This window comes from Sulfobacillus sp. hq2 (genome assembly GCF_002903155.1).
GTDB lineage: Bacteria > Bacillota > Sulfobacillia > Sulfobacillales > Sulfobacillaceae > Sulfobacillus > Sulfobacillus thermotolerans.
Window position 1 is genome coordinate 400,979 of the sequence record NZ_NWUL01000047.1, and the last position, 16,097, is coordinate 417,075.

Here is a 16,097-nt window from a genome sequence, read left to right on the forward strand (position 1 = left end):
AAGCCACTCGTGTACGTTTCAGCAGCCACGGGAACCCCGTGAGCCGCTGAATCCCCCCGGGCATGTGGTTTATGACCCATAGTGAGACACCTTCAAGAGGCCTTTAAGGAACGCGATGCAATGCGTTGTCATCAGAACAAGGTGGTGGTGTGTGGGCATATGCAGTGCGGTTGGGCTCAACCTAATCTTCCCACAATCTTCACCCTCTAATCGCCTAGTCTTAATGCCCAGTTGATACATTGGCTTCGTCACATAAGCTGATGAGAAAGGAGAATACCATTGTGGCGCAGCATTGCTGGGTATGGGGACACCGCGGATATCCCTCGTGTTATCCAGAAAACACAGCTGCGGGTTTTGCCGCCGCTATTGCCGCAGGAGTCAATGGCATTGAAACCGATCTGCAATTGACGGCCGATGGCGAGGTAGTCCTTTTTCACGACACTCACTTAGAACGCGTCACGAACCTAAACGGCTTGGTCCGGTCGAAACGTTGGTCCGAACTTCAATTGGCGCGGGTTCGGCGGCCCAACGGCGACTTATCTACAGAAAGTCTCTTGCGCTTGGAAGATTTGTTTCGTTTGTTCGCCAAGACCACCCAGTATTGTTTGGAACTTAAGCCCGTAAAAGAGACTAGAAGGACGTTGGTGGAGCGTACGATCGAGACCCTTCAGCAAATGGGGATGACCTCACAGATTATGATCTCATCCTTTGACGTCGCCTCTTTGCAACTGCTAGCCACCCATATGCCCGATATTCCCCGAGCATTGGCTATTAGTCCCTTCGATGTCGATACGTGGCAACAGTCCATGTCCGCATGCTCTCCCCAGTGGGTGCATCTGCACTATCAGGATTGGGAGTCATGGCAAGCGCTTGGCGACAGCCGTGTCCATGCAGCATTGTGGGGATTTACCTCAAGCGATCAAATCTCTCTCACACTAAAAAATCAGTGGCCCGCCGCGCTCTTCGTGGATGACCCGCACTGGCCCTACGTGCCGAGGTTGGCCCCATGTTGAAAGAACACTCCGTGCGCGAAAGAACGCCATGGATCAACGCATCGGCTCTTGTGCGCTACGCCCATCGCACAAGGCTAGTAACGCCTTGGCTTATGCTTGCACCTGCCCTTCTTGGGCTGAGCGTCTTCGTCTTGCTTCCTACTGTGGCCATTGTCGGATTGAGCTTTACAAACTGGAACCTGATGACACCTCATCCACACTGGGCCGGCGTTGCCAACTATCGATCGGTGCTCACCTCTTTCGACTTCTGGAACGCCATGCAACATACCGCGATCTATGCAGCAGCCGTGGCAATTGTCATTCTTCCAGCGAGTTTCGGACTGGCATGGCTCCTCAATTATCCTCTTCGAGGGCGCAATGTGTACCGCATGATTTTCTTTCTCCCCTATGTTATGCCCTTGGCCGCCAGTGGCATTGTGTTCAGCGGGTTGCTTTCGCCATCAAGCGGATTGATCAATATTCTACTGGGCCATCTGCACATTACCGGCCCCAATTGGTTAGGTTCCGTGCATTGGGCGTTAATAGCTGTCATCGCCGTCACAATCTGGGAATATGTCGGGTTTTATATGCTGCTCTTCTTAAGCGGGCTACAGCAGTTGAACCCTGCGCTATCGGAAGCCGCCGCCATGGATGGCGCTGGCAGCTGGCCTCGGTTCTGGCACGTCATCTTACCCCAATTGGTGCCCACGATCGTTTTTGCGGGGGTCATGGTGGTTATTCAGACCTTTCAGGCCTTTGACCAAATCTATGTCATGACTGCTGGAGGGCCTGTCACGGCAACAACCACCTTAGTGTATTACATCTATGAGCAAGGCTTTCAGTTTTTTAATGTCGGCCAAGCCTCTACAGCCTCTGTCTTGTTCGTCATGCTGGTCGGCGCTATTACGGTAATACAGTGGCGCGGAATGCATCGGTGGGGAGGCGACGGCTCATGAACGCACCTCGCAAACTGTGGCTGTGGCATGTCCCCCTTATTCTATTAAGCGCCATCATGTTGCTGCCTTTGTGGTGGATGGTTGTTGCGGCTTTTGATCCGATGCACGCCTTAATTGGGGGGCATCTCACGCTATGGCCCGTTACATGGAATTTGAAAAACTTTGTCGCCGCGTGGCGCAGCCAGCCCTTTGGGAGGTATTACGTAAATTCCATCGCCACGACTATTGGCATTGTGACTTTGCAAATTCTTACCTCGTCATTAGCGGCGTATGCCTTGGTTTTTCTGACATTCCGCGGAAAACGCATCATCTGGGGAATGACTTTGCTGGCCATGATGATTCCCGTGCAGGCCATCTTCATTCCAGACTACTTGATCTTGAGTCAATTGAATTGGATCAATACCTACCAAGCCTTAATTCTCCCCTTTGCAGCATCCGCCTTTGGTATCTTTTGGCTACACCAAGCATTTCGAAATGTACCACGGGCCCTCGTAGAAGCCATGATGATGGATGGCGCGTCGCCTCTTACGATTCTGTGGCAATTGATTTTGCCTAATACGCGCCCTGCCGTTATCACCCTAGCGGTTCTTAACACCGTCTTTCATTACGGATATCTATTCTGGCCGCTACTTGTCACCAACACGGCCGCTTACCGCGTGTTGCCTTTAGGTCTATCCTATTTTGTTGCGCAGCAAAGCGGATTCATGCAATGGAATCTGATGATGGCGGCGGTCTTAATGACGGTCTTACCCATGATGGTTTTGTTTGCTTTAGCCCAGCGCTATTTGCGAGCCGGCGTGATGCACTACGGAATCCGCGGATAGTCGCCAACCTTACTTAAAAAGGAGAACACTGATGACAACCTTTATAAAAGCCACTTCCCTTGCTATTCTCTCCAGCGCTCTACTTGCCGGATGTGGCACTAGTACGGCTAGTGCTCCCCAGCCAATACAAGCCACCACCGCGCATCCGACGACCGTTGTCTTCTGGTATGGTCTTGGGGGCTCACTGGGTCAACAGGTGCAAACCATGGTTGCCGAGTTTAATCGCAGCCATCCTTTGATTCACGTCGAAGCCGACTATGAAGGGAGTTATAGCGACAGTGGTCCGTTACAACAGAAATTGCTCGCCGCCATCGTCGCCCATCGACCACCCGACGTGGCGCAGATTGAAGTCCATTCCATGCCGGTATTTGCCGCTACCGGGGCACTAGCCCCCTTAAATCAGGACATTAGCCGCTCATCCATTGACGGGCCCTCTCACTACTTGCCCGGGATGGCGGTCACCACAACGATTCATGGTACGATTTATGGCGTGCCATTCAACCGTAGCGTTCCCCTGATCATTTATAACGAGACGTTGTTCAAAAAAGCGGGCATTACCCAACCCCCAGCCACGTGGCCTGAGCTCATCCATGATGCCCAACTGTTGACCCAACATGACGGCAGCCAAAGCGTTTACGGATTTGCCCCACTGGCAAATTGGTGGCCATGGGAATCCCAAGTTTGGTCCGCGGGCGGTCACATTATGAATAAATCCCTAACCCAGGCCACTTTCGACAGCCCTTCTGGCGAAAAGGTCACCAAGGCACTAGCTGCGCTAATCCATGCAGGCGATGCTGAAGCCTTTCCCGGATCGGAAGGATGGGACAATACCATGACCGCATTCTATCAAGGTAAAGTGGCGATGATGGAAGATTCGTCGGGAGACCTCGGGTATGACGCCCAACAAATTGGCAATAAGTTTGCATGGGGTGCTGCCATGATGCCGAAAGATCCCGTCGAAGCCGTGCCCCCAGGGGGAGCCGATGCGGTGATTTTCAAAAACTCTTCAAAACAAGTCGCTAGTGCAGCATGGACCTTCATTCAGTGGTGGACAGCGCCTGCCCAAACCATGGCCTGGTCTGAGGCCACAGGATACCTCCCAGTACAGCAAGCCGTCTTATCCAACGCCAAATATCAGCAGTTTTTGGCCACCCATCCTCAGAATAAGGTGGCATTAGCCGAATTAGCGTATCAAAAGCAGCCCCCGCAGTCCCCTCACTACTTGGCCTTGCTCCAATATGTCCAAGATGCCATGCAGTCGGCGTACTTTACCAATACCTCCGTGGCCCAGGCCATGAAGACGGCCGCGCAACAAACCAATGCGGTAGTGTCCGGCCAGTAGACCCCCTTCTTGGGCAATGAACGAGCGCCATGGGCAACACCCTTGGCGCTTTTTATATAATTTTTGGATCATTCAAGCCTGTGGTCGAAATCCCTTGGATAAACCATTTTTGCAACAGCAAGAACAAAATCGTAATGGGGACCGTAGCAATGACAGCCGCCGCCATCAAATAAGGCCAATTCGTATAATATTGTTGCTGAAACATGACGACACCTAGAGGCAGCGTCCAAAAAGTCTCGTTGTTGGCCACTAACAAGGGCAACAAAAAATTATTCCACGATCCCATAAACATCATAAGCGCCAAGGTCAACAGCGTAGGAACGACCATGGGTAAAGCAATGCGCCAAAAAATCCTAAATCGACTTGCTCCGTCAATAATAGCCGATTCTTCAATTTCCCCTGGTACGTTAAGAAAGGCTTGTCGCATGAGGAACACTCCCATGGCGGAAACCAACTGCGGCAAAATGAGCCCCGCATAACTGTTAATTAAACCCAAATCCCGCAGAATAATATACACGGGCAACATAATAGATTGGAATGGAATCATCAGCATAGAAATAATCGCAAAAAAAACAACAGATCGCCCTCGAAAATTAATACGCGCTAGCGCATATCCCCCCATCGAATCCAAAACAACATTGCCCACGACAACACTGACCGACACTACCATGCTATTCCAAAACCAATGCCCCATGGGAACAATACTCCATGTTTTGACAAAGTTATCCCACAATGGAGGATGAGGAATCCATTGAGGCGGATAGACCAAGGCTTGGCCGAGAGATTTTAAGGATGTCGACAACGTCCACAGGAACGGAATCAACATGATGATTGCCCCCACTGTAAGAATCAGCAGATAGATTCCGTAAGAAATACGATTTAAAAGTTTTTCGGTTTGGGAACCGACCATCATACCAGCCTCCTCTTACAACACCATATCGGCGTGATTAATATTCAATAGGTTTGCCAAGCCACCGATTAATGAGCAACGTTAGTCCCAATACAAGCACGAATAAGAAGACGGTGGCAGCCGCTCCATATCCGACATGGCCATAAGAGAAAATCTCTTGATAGATTAACAACGCTATGGTTAACGTGGAGTTCAATGGCCCGCCTGTTCCCCCGGATATAATGAATGATTGATCAAACATTTGCAGCGTGCCAATCATTCCCATAATGACGATGAAAAATGTCGATGGCCTTAACAACGGCACGGTGATCTTCAGAAAGCGTTGAAATCCTGATGCTCCGTCAATGGCTGCCGCTTCGTAGAGATTTTGTGGAATAGCTTGGAGTCCCGCCAAGAAGACGACCATGAAATATCCCGCAGTACTCCATATATTCAAGATCATAATGGCAACCAGGGCAAAATGCGGGTTCCCGATCCAATTAGGTCCGGAAATATGGAATACCCCAAGAAAGCTGTTCAGGAGACCCAACTTGTTAAATATCCACATAAACATAATGGAAGCCACTGCCGAGGAACTAATCGAAGGAAAGAAAAAGGCCAACCGGTATAACGGTCGAGCTGGTAAGTGCTGGTTCAATATCACCGCAAAAACCATAGCAATAATCGTTTGGACTGGCATCACAACTGCCGCAAAGACCACTGAGTTTCGGACAGAGGTCCAAAAGAGCGGCATATGAAAAATCATGTCGTAGTTGTGAAACCCCACCCACCGCATATGATTGAGCAAGTTCCACGACACCCCGCTCAAGAAGAATGCGTAGGCTGCTGGGCCGAGAGAAAAGCCCAGCAGCAACACAATAGTCGGGAAAGTAAATGCGTAGGCGGTGGTGGTTTCCTGCCGCCGCCATTTCTTTAGTCCTCCGTTCGTGAGTTTTGGAGATCTTTTGAGGCTGAGCGCAGCCACCGTCAGTTCCCCCCTTGTTTCAAAATACTCTCACCCTGGCTTTGCAACTGCGCAAGAGCTGCTTGAGGCGTAATTTTTCCTTCTACAGCTAAAAGCGACACATTGGATAAGGTACTGTTGACATATTGGTCAAAGCCGTTGGGGAAGTTCCACGGAATGGCTCCTGGCAGTTGTGCCAAAATATTTTTGTAGATAGGGTGCGTCTGGTAATATGGCATATCCACCAACGATTTTCTCACTGTCACAAGCCCCCCTTGCTCCACCCACCGGGCTTCACCCGTTCCTGTTAAATATCGAATAACTTCCCACGCTTGCTGGGGATGTGCCGAGTCTTTAGTAATAGCCCAAGCGGTCGGGAAATCTAAGCTGACATTGCTGACAGGTCCCCGAGGCAGTGTTGCAATGGCAAACGGTGTATTGGGATAGGTGTCTTGCAGGTACGGAATAGCCCAAGCGCCCTCGAGAGTCATTGCCGCACGCCCCATTCCCAAAGCCTGCCCGCCCCATGTTGCTCCAACCTGAGAAGGCTGGGCAGCAACACCCATCCGATAAAGATGTACGAAATAAGAAAAACCTTGCAACGCTTGTGGGGTATTTAAGGTCATTTTGGTCATCGAAGCATTCATAACGCTTCCACCCGCTTGATAAATAAATTGGGCCCAACGCGGTTCCTGGGGCGTTTGCACAAGTCCATAGATTTTTTGACCAGGATTGGTAAGCTTTTGAGCATCAGCTTGCATTTGCGCCCATGTCGTAGGGGGGCCGGAAATTCCGGCTTTCTTGAACAAAGCGGGATTATAATACAACACCAGGGGAGACTGATCGCGAGGGAGACCGTATACTGTTTGACCTGCTTTAAACATGTTCATGGCTCCCGAAAAGAAGTCCGACAGCGAATAGTGGGATTGTGCAATGTACGAGTTAAGGGGAATGACCATGCCTTCCGACTCAAACGTGGGGGCTTCACCGCCGTTATTCAATGTAATAATATCGGGGGCATCTCCTGCTACGAATTCCGTTTTCAGCAATGTTTCATAATCTCCGGAAATAGGGCGGTAAACGGCATGAATCGTCGGATGGGCTTTATTAAAAGCGGCTAACTGTTGATCAATAATACCGTTGGTCACGTTGGTTCCCGCCCAACTGGCCACAACAATTGTGACGGGTTTTCCAGGACTCCCCCCAGTGGAACCAGCGGCCGCACTAGTGCCGCATCCTGCAAGCCCCGTCGCCACCAGCCCCATCATAGAGGCGACGGCCATGGTTTTAATGCGTACCATACATAACTCCTCCTCGCAGTATTTTTTCTTTTTTGTTGGTTCTGTCTTTTCTGATTCCAGTCTGTTAAGTTCTTTCGCACGTATTACCGCGGCACCCCCCCTTTCACATACGGGCTCCGACACACAACCCAACCCGTTGAGTTTTCGATGATGTCAATGTCGACAGCCGAAGCGCTCCGCCACATCCGCAGTGACAGAATCCCCACGCCAAGACGAATTCCTGTAATTTCCAATTGCGTCATAGATGGGGGGAGAACCGGGTCAATCCCAATGCTTTGACGAAGAGCATCAGGCCGAAGACCTATCAATTGTTCTAAAATAAATACAGGAATAGCTGCTGCCCACGCTTGCGGGGAGCAAGATACCGGATAAGGCACCGGACGGAGCGATTCTTCGCGGGAAAATCCTGCAAACAATTCAGGTAGCCTGTGCTGGTCAAATTCATCTTGCGCTCGCAACAGACTGTCTATCACCGCTATGGCTTCAGACAAATAGCCATAGCGCCGCAGCCCATAAACTATCAAACTGGTATCATGCGGCCATACGGATCCATTGTGATAGCTAAGAGGATTGTAACGAACCTCCGCACTCGACAACGTACGAATGCCAAATCCCGTTAACATATGCGGAGACACCATAAGCTGAGCCACAACATCCGCAATTTCTTTTCCTATTAAGTCACTCACCAGCACTTGGCCCATGTTGGAAGATGTCACAAGGCAGGGTTGCTTATGCCCATCTAAGGCAAGCGCTATGCGCTTGTCCGCTTGAACAAATTGTTGGTTGAAGCCGTCTTGAAGGCGAATAGCCTGCATACGCATGCGCTGCGCATGTCCGGTCATTCCTAACGCCGAATAGATTTCTGCCCAGTCCGCGTAGGCCCGGTGGGCATAAGCCTGTACTTCACACAACGCCACAGGCCCTTCAACCAATCGTCCATCCGCATACATGATGGAATCCCCAGAATCTTTCCAGCCCTGATTGGCAATCCCTTCCCGTGCCTCTTGCCAGTATTCAAGGAAACCGTCGCCATCGCGGTCGCCATACTCCTGCATCCAGCGAAAAGCCCGCTCGACATTGGGCAATAAGCTGCGCAGAAACACCTCATCGCCCGTCCAACGATAATAATCGGCCAGCAACATTAAAAATAAGGGGGTCGCGTCCACGCTGCCATAATAGGGAGCGAAAGGCAACAACCCTATGCGACTGAGTTCGCCATCTCGGACTTCGTGGACCACTTTGCCAGGTTGTTCATCCCGATCAGGCTGATCCTCTTGCCCTTGAAACTGTGCCATCGTCCAAAGCGTACCGCGCGCTACCTCAGGCGCCGCCAGTAACAACTGGCGAGCCGCGATCAAGCTATCACGACCAAAGGGCACAGCATACCAGGGGACACCCGCAACAATCATATTGCCATACCCAAGATTACTTTGCAGCATGCGGACATCTCTCAATCCTTGGTTATACCAAGCCGCATACCGCAAACACCCCGACACCTTGGGCATCTTCGATAGCCACTGTTCATGGGACGCCGCAATTCTCTCAAAGCCCTTGGTAGGGCCTGTATCCTCACCGCACTGACAGTCCACCGGATTTATGAAGACAGAGAACGACACTTCGATCTGGCCACGGGGTTCGAGACGCATTCGACCCTGCCATCGACGCTGTGTAGCGTCCTCTTTCGTCCCGCTCCACCCTGCCAGATCGTCTAGCTGCGCGAAGGTGCACGACACGCCAACCTCAGCGCGCGTCTCATTTATCCGACCATCTTGAGCAACATAACGATAGGTGCAGGCAGTTTTACTATGTTCTACAGCAATATTACGGTTTAACCGATGGGAATCAAATCCGCGCAACTCAAACATATCCGCAAAATCGCTGTCAACTAAATAACTGACACGAAGGCATACTGGATCCATCGCAAAGTTTTCAATGGTCAACCCTTCATGAAATGAGCCTTCCCCAATCCACTGATGCCGGGTTATCAACAAAGACTCCCGTGCTATTGACGATTTTTCCGATGGCGGCTCATTCGTATAACGATATACGCTATCAAACGCGCTGACTGCTTCCGATTCCAACAACACCAAGACATCCGGCTCACAAGACCATTGCATGCGGGACAAAAAACGGGTGTCCCGCGAAAAGAGCCCATGACGCCCCAACGCCATGCCCTGATAATCCGACAAATAAAACACATCATTTTCTTTAATCACACGATAATCCACTCCAAAGATCTCCTTCCTGATTCCCCCATAACGTTATGGATTTTGGGCAAGCAAAAAATTTTCAACGGAAAAAGACTATGAACTTTGGCGGACAATCAACTCCGGAGACAGAATACACGCGCTGGGCTCTCTTTGTCTTTGCAACATGCTAACCAACATTTCTGCAGCTTCCGCACCCATACGATATCGCTGCTGCGCGACTGTCGTCAGGGCCGGCAATACCCATTGACCCACATCAATATTGTCAAATCCTACAACAGCCACATCTTCAGGAACCATTCGGCCGATTTTCTGTAAGTACCGGATTCCCCCCAAAGCCATCAAATCACTAGCGTAAAAAATAGCGGTAAGATCGGGCACCCTTTGCACTAATTCAGCCGTAGCTTTCTCGCCTCCTTCAACCAAAAAATCCGCATGCACGACTAACTCCGGGTCAAACCCTATCCCCGCTTCAACCAATGCTGCTTCGTAGCCTTTAAGACGATCAATGCTGACCACCGCGTCCAATCGGCCGTTCACAAGCCCTATTCGTTGGTGGTTTTTAGATAACAGATGGTTAACCGCAAGCTTAGCCCCTGCCACATTGTCGGTCATTACGTAGCCACAATGCTCGCTTAAAATTGGCAAATCAATTCCAACGGACACAAGACTCGCATCGGCTACTTCGCGCATATAGGGATCGTCCATACGCATTCCCATGACAATGACGCCTTCAAGTCGCCGCTCGGTGCAAAAGTCAATATAACTTATAAGTTGTTGACGAGCTGTTGTCGTACTCAACAGCGTGACGTCGTATCCTAAATCGGCCAGACGGTTATGAATTCCTGCCAAGACATCGAACAAAAAGTGATTGCTACCAGGATTTGCATTGAAGTCAGAAATAAGTAGCCCGACACTCTGCGTTTGTTGCAGCACCAAACTCCGCGCCACTCGACTCGGTCGGTATTTCAAATCTTTGGCGACTTGCAAGACACGCCGCTTAGTTTCTTCCCCCACATCTTCATATCCATTAAATGCATGCGAAACGGTGGTTACCGAGACACCCGCCGCTCGAGCTACGTCACGAATGGTCACAGGCATTGGCCCACATCCTATTCCGAAATCTTACAAACTTTGTCATCGCTCTTACTATAGACCATAACGTTATGGCTTTGCAATGCTTTTGCAAGATAATTCAAAAGTTTTTGTTGCCATCTAATAGTATTATCCTAATGGCTTATTCCATGGATACCGCCGTCGGAACAAACAGGGTTGGCACTGGCGCATGCATGAAGACATAACGCGCGACGCTCCCCATCCACAAATCGGCTGAAGGGGTACGCGTTTTCTTTCCCATCACTACCATGCTAGCGTGAACATCTTCCAAGAAGCGCACCATCGTTGGCCCTGGCTCCCCTTCCAAAACCGAGGACTCGCACCGAAATCGATGCTCATCCAATAATGCCTGCGCACGGCGGTGTTGCCGTGACCAAAAGAGACGGTCTGTTTCCGCCACCTCTTCGGCCCTAACCTTTGGGGGAATAATGGTAATGAGATGAACGCGTGTTCCTGAAGCCACAAAGCGGTTAATCCATGCAGCACCTTTGAGCGCCGTTACCGAGCCATCAATAGCCCACACCACAGGTCCCTTCTGTGTCGCCTGATGTGAAGACACCTTGTCAGACGCCCGAACGCCCGACACCACCGCGACTAAATCCCCTAACCAATAATGGCGAGCTATTGTCGCAATGCCTAAGTGTGCAGCCTCCGAGCTCAGCTCATCGGCCGTAGGCGCGTGTTGTAACGAGACACCAAGCCATTGATAAGGCACGAGCGCATCGTTCGACAAATTGGCCGTGATGGCATCAAGACCTTTGCGTGCCAACGCTCCCAACGACGTCACCGGCTGCACCATTTCTAAAATGGTCAATCTGCCTCCCACTTTCAGAACACGGACCATTTCTTTCAGACCCTCAAGCCAATCACTCATATTACGCAATGAAAATTGGGCCGTCACCCGATCGAACGTTTGGTCGGCAAACGGCAGGTGTTCTGCCGCGCCTAGCACCCACTCGACCGGGGCGCTCTCAGGATCGGGGACTATCTTACGAGCCACGCCCAGCATTGCCTCAGCTGGATCCAAACCCACGACACGCGAAGTCGGCCCCGCAGCTTTCGCCATTAGACGCGTGGCGGTGCCTGTTCCACAGCCCACGTCTAATATGTTAAGACCAGGACCCAGACGCATCTGGTCCACGGCAAAATGATGCCACGCACGAATCCCTTCTCCCGATAACAGATTGCTCCACCGGTCATAATGGCTGGCAATTTCATTAAAAAGCTCTGGCGTCTCTCCCATTTGCATATCCCCCAGCGCGTAATCGCCTTGCAATGATATTCATTGTACACAGGCCTCTCTCTCATCTGCACGGCCTGATGACCTATACATACGGGCCCTCATGGACCGAAAATACATGACCTCATCCCCGGTTACGACAAAACGTAACCCCCCACCACGCACGGCGTTTTATAATCAGCAGAACGATTCGCCCGAAAGGAGTAAACTTCATGAAAACCCGCGTCCTATGGATGACCGTAGCAGGTCTCGCCGCCCTTTTAACCGGGTGTGGCAATCAACCCGCCGCGTCTCCTCCTGTTTCAACCTCACAACCTGCTAAGACGTTTCCTATCTCACCCGATCACCTCGTCCTCTCTCCGAGCCATGGAGCCCCCGGCGCGATGGTTACCGCATACGGCAACCTTCCTCATTTGGCACACGATACGCGCTTACCGAACGAAACGGCAAATGTTGTTATCGGTTCTTGGACGGAAGGATTCCAAGAGCAAGGGTTACCCGTCACGTGGTCGAAAGCCCATCCGGGTTATTTCTTCGTCCGCTTCCGCATGCCTGCTGTCCCTTGGATCACCCCGCATGGGGCGCATCCCCTAAAAGATGGGCCCGTAAGCATCGGGATTCAGTGTCTTGGTGAACCCGTGCAAGGCTGCGGTCTCAAGGCCCCCACCATGCAGGCCCCGTTTGACCTCACAGGGCCTATCCCCAAGGCGCCTTCTCATGCCGTGTTGCACCTTCATCCCGACCACGGCGCCGCCGGCACCGTGATCCATGTATCTGGGTGGGCACCTCTGACCACCGTTATTGGCGAACCCTTTGGCTATGAACTGGACTGGCAAGAACCTGGCAAGCGCGCCGTTGCTGGCCAACTCGGTCAAGTACAACAGCAGTGGAATGGCGACCTCACGGGAACCTTTCAGGTGCCAGCGTTTTTGCCGTCCATGGGCGAGCTGTCCGCAGGTCCCGCAACTCTTGATCTCGCCTATGTCTTTGTGAGCAATCCTCAGTCGGCCTTAGCCCCATTGCATTCGTCAAGAGGGGCGGGATTTATCACAATAGCACCGACCCAGTTTGTGGACACATCGTCTCCTGAGTGGTCGAATCTCGCCATAATTCCTCGCCACATCGCTTCGAACCAAAACGGTCTCTCTTTTGCTGCGCCAACGCCCTTAGCCGTCAACGGTCAACATCTCGTGATCCAAAGCGCTTATCATGGCCCTTTGTGGCAATCATACAATGGCGGACAAAGTTGGCAACCATTGTCACTCCAATCTCTGATTCCCCTAAGTAATGCCGCCGGTTTCCCAGCGGTTTGGCCGGGTAACTCCACGAGCGTTCAAGCCACCTCCATTACCTTGGATCCGGCCTATCCTCACAGTCTTTTTGTCGCCTTTAGCGGGGTCTTAAAAAAGTATGATCAGGCGCCGCCCGTCTACAATCTTCCCGCTTTCTCGACCAACGCAGGAGGTAGTTGGCAACTCGTCCCCGTTCCCTCTGGCATGGTTTTAGGCGACTTTGGCGGATTCTATCACACATCGCAAGCGGTCTATGCGCTTTTTTCCAACGGCTCCTTAACAGAGACCGAAGAAACATCTAATGGCGGTCAAAGCTGGTCTCAACAATCGTTGAGCGCTGCAGTGAATCATGCCACACTCATTTGGGGAGCGGTGCCCAACCAAAACAACGGGCAAATGGGAGGCTTTTCACCCCAGTTGGTCCTTTATAAAAATAACCAAGGCGACTGGACACCTACCGCCCATGTTGGCTTATTAGAAGGGCCCTCAGATCTTGTCCGTTTGCCTCATCATCAAGCTCTGCTCGTCTCTAGTAGCACTTCCTATCCCGTGCAATTTAGCCGCAATGGCGGAAAAACATGGCAGAACATTCAATTGCCAACACCTCCTGGCGCCACAACCCAACAAAGTCCTTACCAGACTTTGCAACTGTTGCCCAGCGGTTCTTTGCTCGCCGATGTGATTGAAAGTCAAGGACCCAACGCCTGGTTTGTGCTCCCTCCTCATGCTCAACAGTGGCAGCCGGTACCAGTGGCTCTGCCGCAAAATACCCCCATCACCGTCGGAAATAAAGGAATTTGGTGGAATAGCAGCAGTGCTGAAAGCCCACAAGCTCTTCCAATCATTCATCACGTGTTGGACAAAGATCTGTAACCGCACGTGCCGCGATGTACCCTCCCACTTCGCCTGAGTTAAGCGGTGGGTGGGCCATTGGGAAAACCGCGCACCTAAACCATCAACCGGTATTTCGCTAGGCGAAGCGCCTTTTCTTACGGGGGCTTCACCTAGCGAAACCTTGTCCCCTAATTCTCATCATCTGAAATTTTGTCGGTTGAACCAGCAAACATTCTTCGTATAATGAAGTCAGAACCATTGGTTTTTTCATTCAGTTTTAATCATTGGGAAAGAGGGGCTTGTCGTGAGTAACTCGACGATTCACAGCCTATCCCGTGGGTTGCGCTTACTGGATTACATCGCCCAATATCCGGAAGGCCTGACCGTAAAGTGGCTCAGCGCGGCAACGGGTATTCCTTTGGGAACGTGCTATCACCTCATCAAAACCATGGTTGAGGAAGGCTACGTCGAAAAAGACAAAATAACCCTACTCTACAAATTGTCCTACAAAATAGCCTATTTGTATAATCAAATGCGTCCTGCGTTAACGGTCCCCGACGCTATACGGTCTCTCTCCCACGAAATCGTTGCGGACTTGCAAGAGACCACGTACGTTGCGAAGTGGGAACATGAAGAGGTCATTATAGAACATATTGCCGAAGGCAATCAGGCGGTAAAAGTGCGCGCCTTATATGTCGGATACCGCGACCACGCCTTTGTACACGCACTGGGTAAAGCCATTCTGTCAGCGTTACCGCCACGCGTTTTGGCTCGCTATCGACAGACTCACTTCCCAGTGGCCCGCACCGCTCGCTCCCATGCCACCGACGAACAGATTGTGCGCGAATTGCAAATTACCGCCGAAAGAGGGTATAGCCTCGACGTTGGAGAGTGGGAAGACGGCGTGTGTTGCATTGGCGCTCCCATTTTCCAGTACGACGGCACGATTTGGGGCGCAGTCGCCATCTCGATGCCAGAAAGCCGCTACGATCCCCGGTCGGAAGATACCGTACACTACCTCAAAAAATACGCGCAAGCCATGTCTAAATATTTAGGCCAACCACAATCGAGCCGTTCGTCAGTGCCGTTCTTATCTGGTCCATAGTTGCATAGAAACCCAAGAGATCCGTGATTGCAAATACCAAGGGGGGATTAATATTGGACGCACCGGTTGAGATGTACCGCATGATGTGCCTGATTCGTCAATATGAAAACCGAATGGCGGAAGTGTATGCCGAGGGCAAAAGCCCGCTATTTAGTATCGCCGCGGGCCCTGTTCCCGGTGAAATGCATCTGGCCGCCGGACAAGAACCAGTAGCCGTAGGCGTGATCCACCATCTCCGTGACGAGGATGTCGTCACGGCCCCACACAGGCCACATCATTTCGCGATCGCCAAACATGTCGATCTCAGGCGCATGACCGCGGAAATTTTTGGCCGCACGGACGGATTATCCCATGGAAAAGGCGGGCACATGCATCTGTTTGACCCGCGGGTACACTTTAGTTGTTCCGGCATTGTCGGTGCTAGTTTTCCGCCAGCCGTAGGCGCTGCCCTTGCTTTTCGCCACCGGGGGCAAGACCACGTTGCAGTCGCTTTTGCTGGTGAAGGTGCTGCAAATCAAGGAACCTTTCACGAAAGTTTAAACCTTGCCGCGACGTGGAAAGCTCCTGTGATTTTCGTTATTGAGGACAACCACTACGCGATTTCCGTTGCTAAAGACACCTCTACCGCCATCGCCAAAAACAGTGACCGGGCTGGGGCGTACGGCATTCCCGGCGTTTTTATCCGTGGCAATGATGTGTTGGCGATTTCCGAAGCAGCCAGTGAAGCCATCGCCCGGGCCCGCGCCGGCAAAGGCCCTAGCCTCTTAGAGATTGAAACCACACGATTTTTTGGGCATTTTCAAGGTGACGCCGAAGCCTATTTGCATCCTGGCGAAAAAGATACATGGCGTGCGCTTGATCCTATTCCGCGATTTCGCGACAGCCTATTCGCCCAACGCTTGTTAACAGCCGATCAAGATGTGGCCATTCAACAAGAGGTAGCAGAGCTTGTCGAGGACGCTATAGCCTTCGCCCGTGAGTCACCCGAGCCCCAGCCAGCCGACGCTTTAACGGATGTTTTCGCTTAAGTGACAA

13 protein-coding genes are annotated in these 16,097 nt (G+C 51.5%); 7 read left to right on the top strand and 6 right to left on the bottom strand.

Annotated features, from left to right (window positions below):
• Positions 1–281: 281 nt before the first annotated feature.
• From CO251_RS15420 to CO251_RS15435, 4 genes are read left to right on the top strand one after another with little or no spacing between them, the layout of a single operon-like run.
• Positions 282–1,013, top strand: a complete 732-nt coding sequence (locus CO251_RS15420; protein WP_158246387.1) for a glycerophosphodiester phosphodiesterase — start codon at positions 282–284, stop codon at positions 1,011–1,013.
• Positions 1,007–1,948, top strand: a complete 942-nt coding sequence (locus CO251_RS15425) for a carbohydrate ABC transporter permease (protein WP_103376675.1) — start codon at positions 1,007–1,009, stop codon at positions 1,946–1,948. Before CO251_RS15420 ends, CO251_RS15425 begins: the two co-directional genes overlap by 7 nt.
• Entirely contained in the window at positions 1,945–2,772 is an 828-nt protein-coding gene (locus CO251_RS15430) for a carbohydrate ABC transporter permease (protein ID WP_103376676.1), read from the top strand. Before CO251_RS15425 ends, CO251_RS15430 begins: the two co-directional genes overlap by 4 nt.
• A 31-nt stretch (positions 2,773–2,803) precedes the next feature.
• Positions 2,804–4,114 (top strand): ABC transporter substrate-binding protein, encoded by a 1,311-nt coding sequence (locus tag CO251_RS15435; RefSeq protein ID WP_103376677.1) that lies wholly within the window; start codon positions 2,804–2,806, stop codon positions 4,112–4,114.
• 52 nt (positions 4,115–4,166) lie between these two features.
• Here CO251_RS15435 and CO251_RS15440 read toward each other — a convergent pair whose 3' ends face one another.
• The 6 genes from CO251_RS15440 to CO251_RS15465 all read right to left on the bottom strand — a co-directional run bounded on the left by CO251_RS15440 (position 4,167) and on the right by CO251_RS15465 (position 11,834).
• On the bottom strand, positions 4,167–5,027 hold the full coding sequence (locus CO251_RS15440; protein ID WP_242968639.1) for a carbohydrate ABC transporter permease: 861 nt from the start codon (positions 5,025–5,027) through the stop codon (positions 4,167–4,169).
• Positions 5,028–5,061: 34 nt separating this feature from the next.
• Positions 5,062–5,988 (bottom strand): carbohydrate ABC transporter permease, encoded by a 927-nt coding sequence (locus CO251_RS15445; protein ID WP_103376679.1) that lies wholly within the window; start codon positions 5,986–5,988, stop codon positions 5,062–5,064.
• A 2-nt stretch (positions 5,989–5,990) separates the two neighbouring features.
• On the bottom strand, positions 5,991–7,268 hold the full coding sequence (locus CO251_RS15450; protein ID WP_103376680.1) for an ABC transporter substrate-binding protein: 1,278 nt from the start codon (positions 7,266–7,268) through the stop codon (positions 5,991–5,993).
• A gap of 83 nt (positions 7,269–7,351) precedes the next feature.
• Positions 7,352–9,496 (bottom strand): glycogen debranching N-terminal domain-containing protein, encoded by a 2,145-nt coding sequence (locus tag CO251_RS15455; RefSeq protein WP_103376681.1) that lies wholly within the window; start codon positions 9,494–9,496, stop codon positions 7,352–7,354.
• A 75-nt stretch (positions 9,497–9,571) separates the two neighbouring features.
• A complete protein-coding gene (locus CO251_RS15460; RefSeq protein WP_103376682.1) occupies positions 9,572–10,576 on the bottom strand; it encodes a LacI family DNA-binding transcriptional regulator in 1,005 nt (334 codons plus the stop codon).
• 136 nt (positions 10,577–10,712) lie between these two features.
• The gene (locus CO251_RS15465; RefSeq protein WP_158246388.1) at positions 10,713–11,834 is read right to left on the bottom strand and encodes a class I SAM-dependent methyltransferase; all 1,122 of its coding nucleotides are present in this window, start codon (positions 11,832–11,834) and stop codon (positions 10,713–10,715) included.
• A gap of 209 nt (positions 11,835–12,043) precedes the next feature.
• Between CO251_RS15465 and CO251_RS15470 the strand changes: the two genes are divergently transcribed.
• The 3 genes from CO251_RS15470 (at position 12,044) to CO251_RS15480 (ending at position 16,090) form a co-directional block, all read left to right on the top strand.
• A complete protein-coding gene (locus CO251_RS15470; RefSeq protein WP_103376684.1) occupies positions 12,044–13,996 on the top strand; it encodes a hypothetical protein in 1,953 nt (650 codons plus the stop codon).
• Between the two features lie 265 nt (positions 13,997–14,261).
• Positions 14,262–15,062 carry an IclR family transcriptional regulator gene (locus CO251_RS15475; protein ID WP_242968640.1) on the top strand — a complete coding sequence of 267 codons (801 nt, stop codon included), beginning with the start codon at positions 14,262–14,264 and terminating at the stop codon, positions 15,060–15,062.
• Positions 15,063–15,115: 53 nt separating this feature from the next.
• Positions 15,116–16,090, top strand: a complete 975-nt coding sequence (locus CO251_RS15480; protein ID WP_242968641.1) for a thiamine pyrophosphate-dependent dehydrogenase E1 component subunit alpha — start codon at positions 15,116–15,118, stop codon at positions 16,088–16,090.
• Positions 16,091–16,097 lie beyond the last annotated feature (7 nt).

Excerpts from the sequence above, each read along its gene's own strand:
- CO251_RS15425 (WP_103376675.1), top strand. The coding sequence starts at position 1,007 with ATGTTGAAAGAACACTCCGTGCGCGAAAGAACGCCATGGATCAACGCA.
- CO251_RS15430 (WP_103376676.1), top strand. The coding sequence starts at position 1,945 with ATGAACGCACCTCGCAAACTGTGGCTGTGGCATGTCCCCCTTATTCTA.
- CO251_RS15435 (WP_103376677.1), top strand. The coding sequence starts at position 2,804 with ATGACAACCTTTATAAAAGCCACTTCCCTTGCTATTCTCTCCAGCGCT.
- CO251_RS15440 (WP_242968639.1), bottom strand. The coding sequence starts at position 5,027 with ATGATGGTCGGTTCCCAAACCGAAAAACTTTTAAATCGTATTTCTTAC.
- CO251_RS15450 (WP_103376680.1), bottom strand. The coding sequence starts at position 7,268 with ATGGTACGCATTAAAACCATGGCCGTCGCCTCTATGATGGGGCTGGTG.
- CO251_RS15460 (WP_103376682.1), bottom strand. The coding sequence starts at position 10,576 with ATGCCTGTGACCATTCGTGACGTAGCTCGAGCGGCGGGTGTCTCGGTA.
- CO251_RS15465 (WP_158246388.1), bottom strand. The coding sequence starts at position 11,834 with ATGGGAGAGACGCCAGAGCTTTTTAATGAAATTGCCAGCCATTATGAC.
- CO251_RS15470 (WP_103376684.1), top strand. The coding sequence starts at position 12,044 with ATGAAAACCCGCGTCCTATGGATGACCGTAGCAGGTCTCGCCGCCCTT.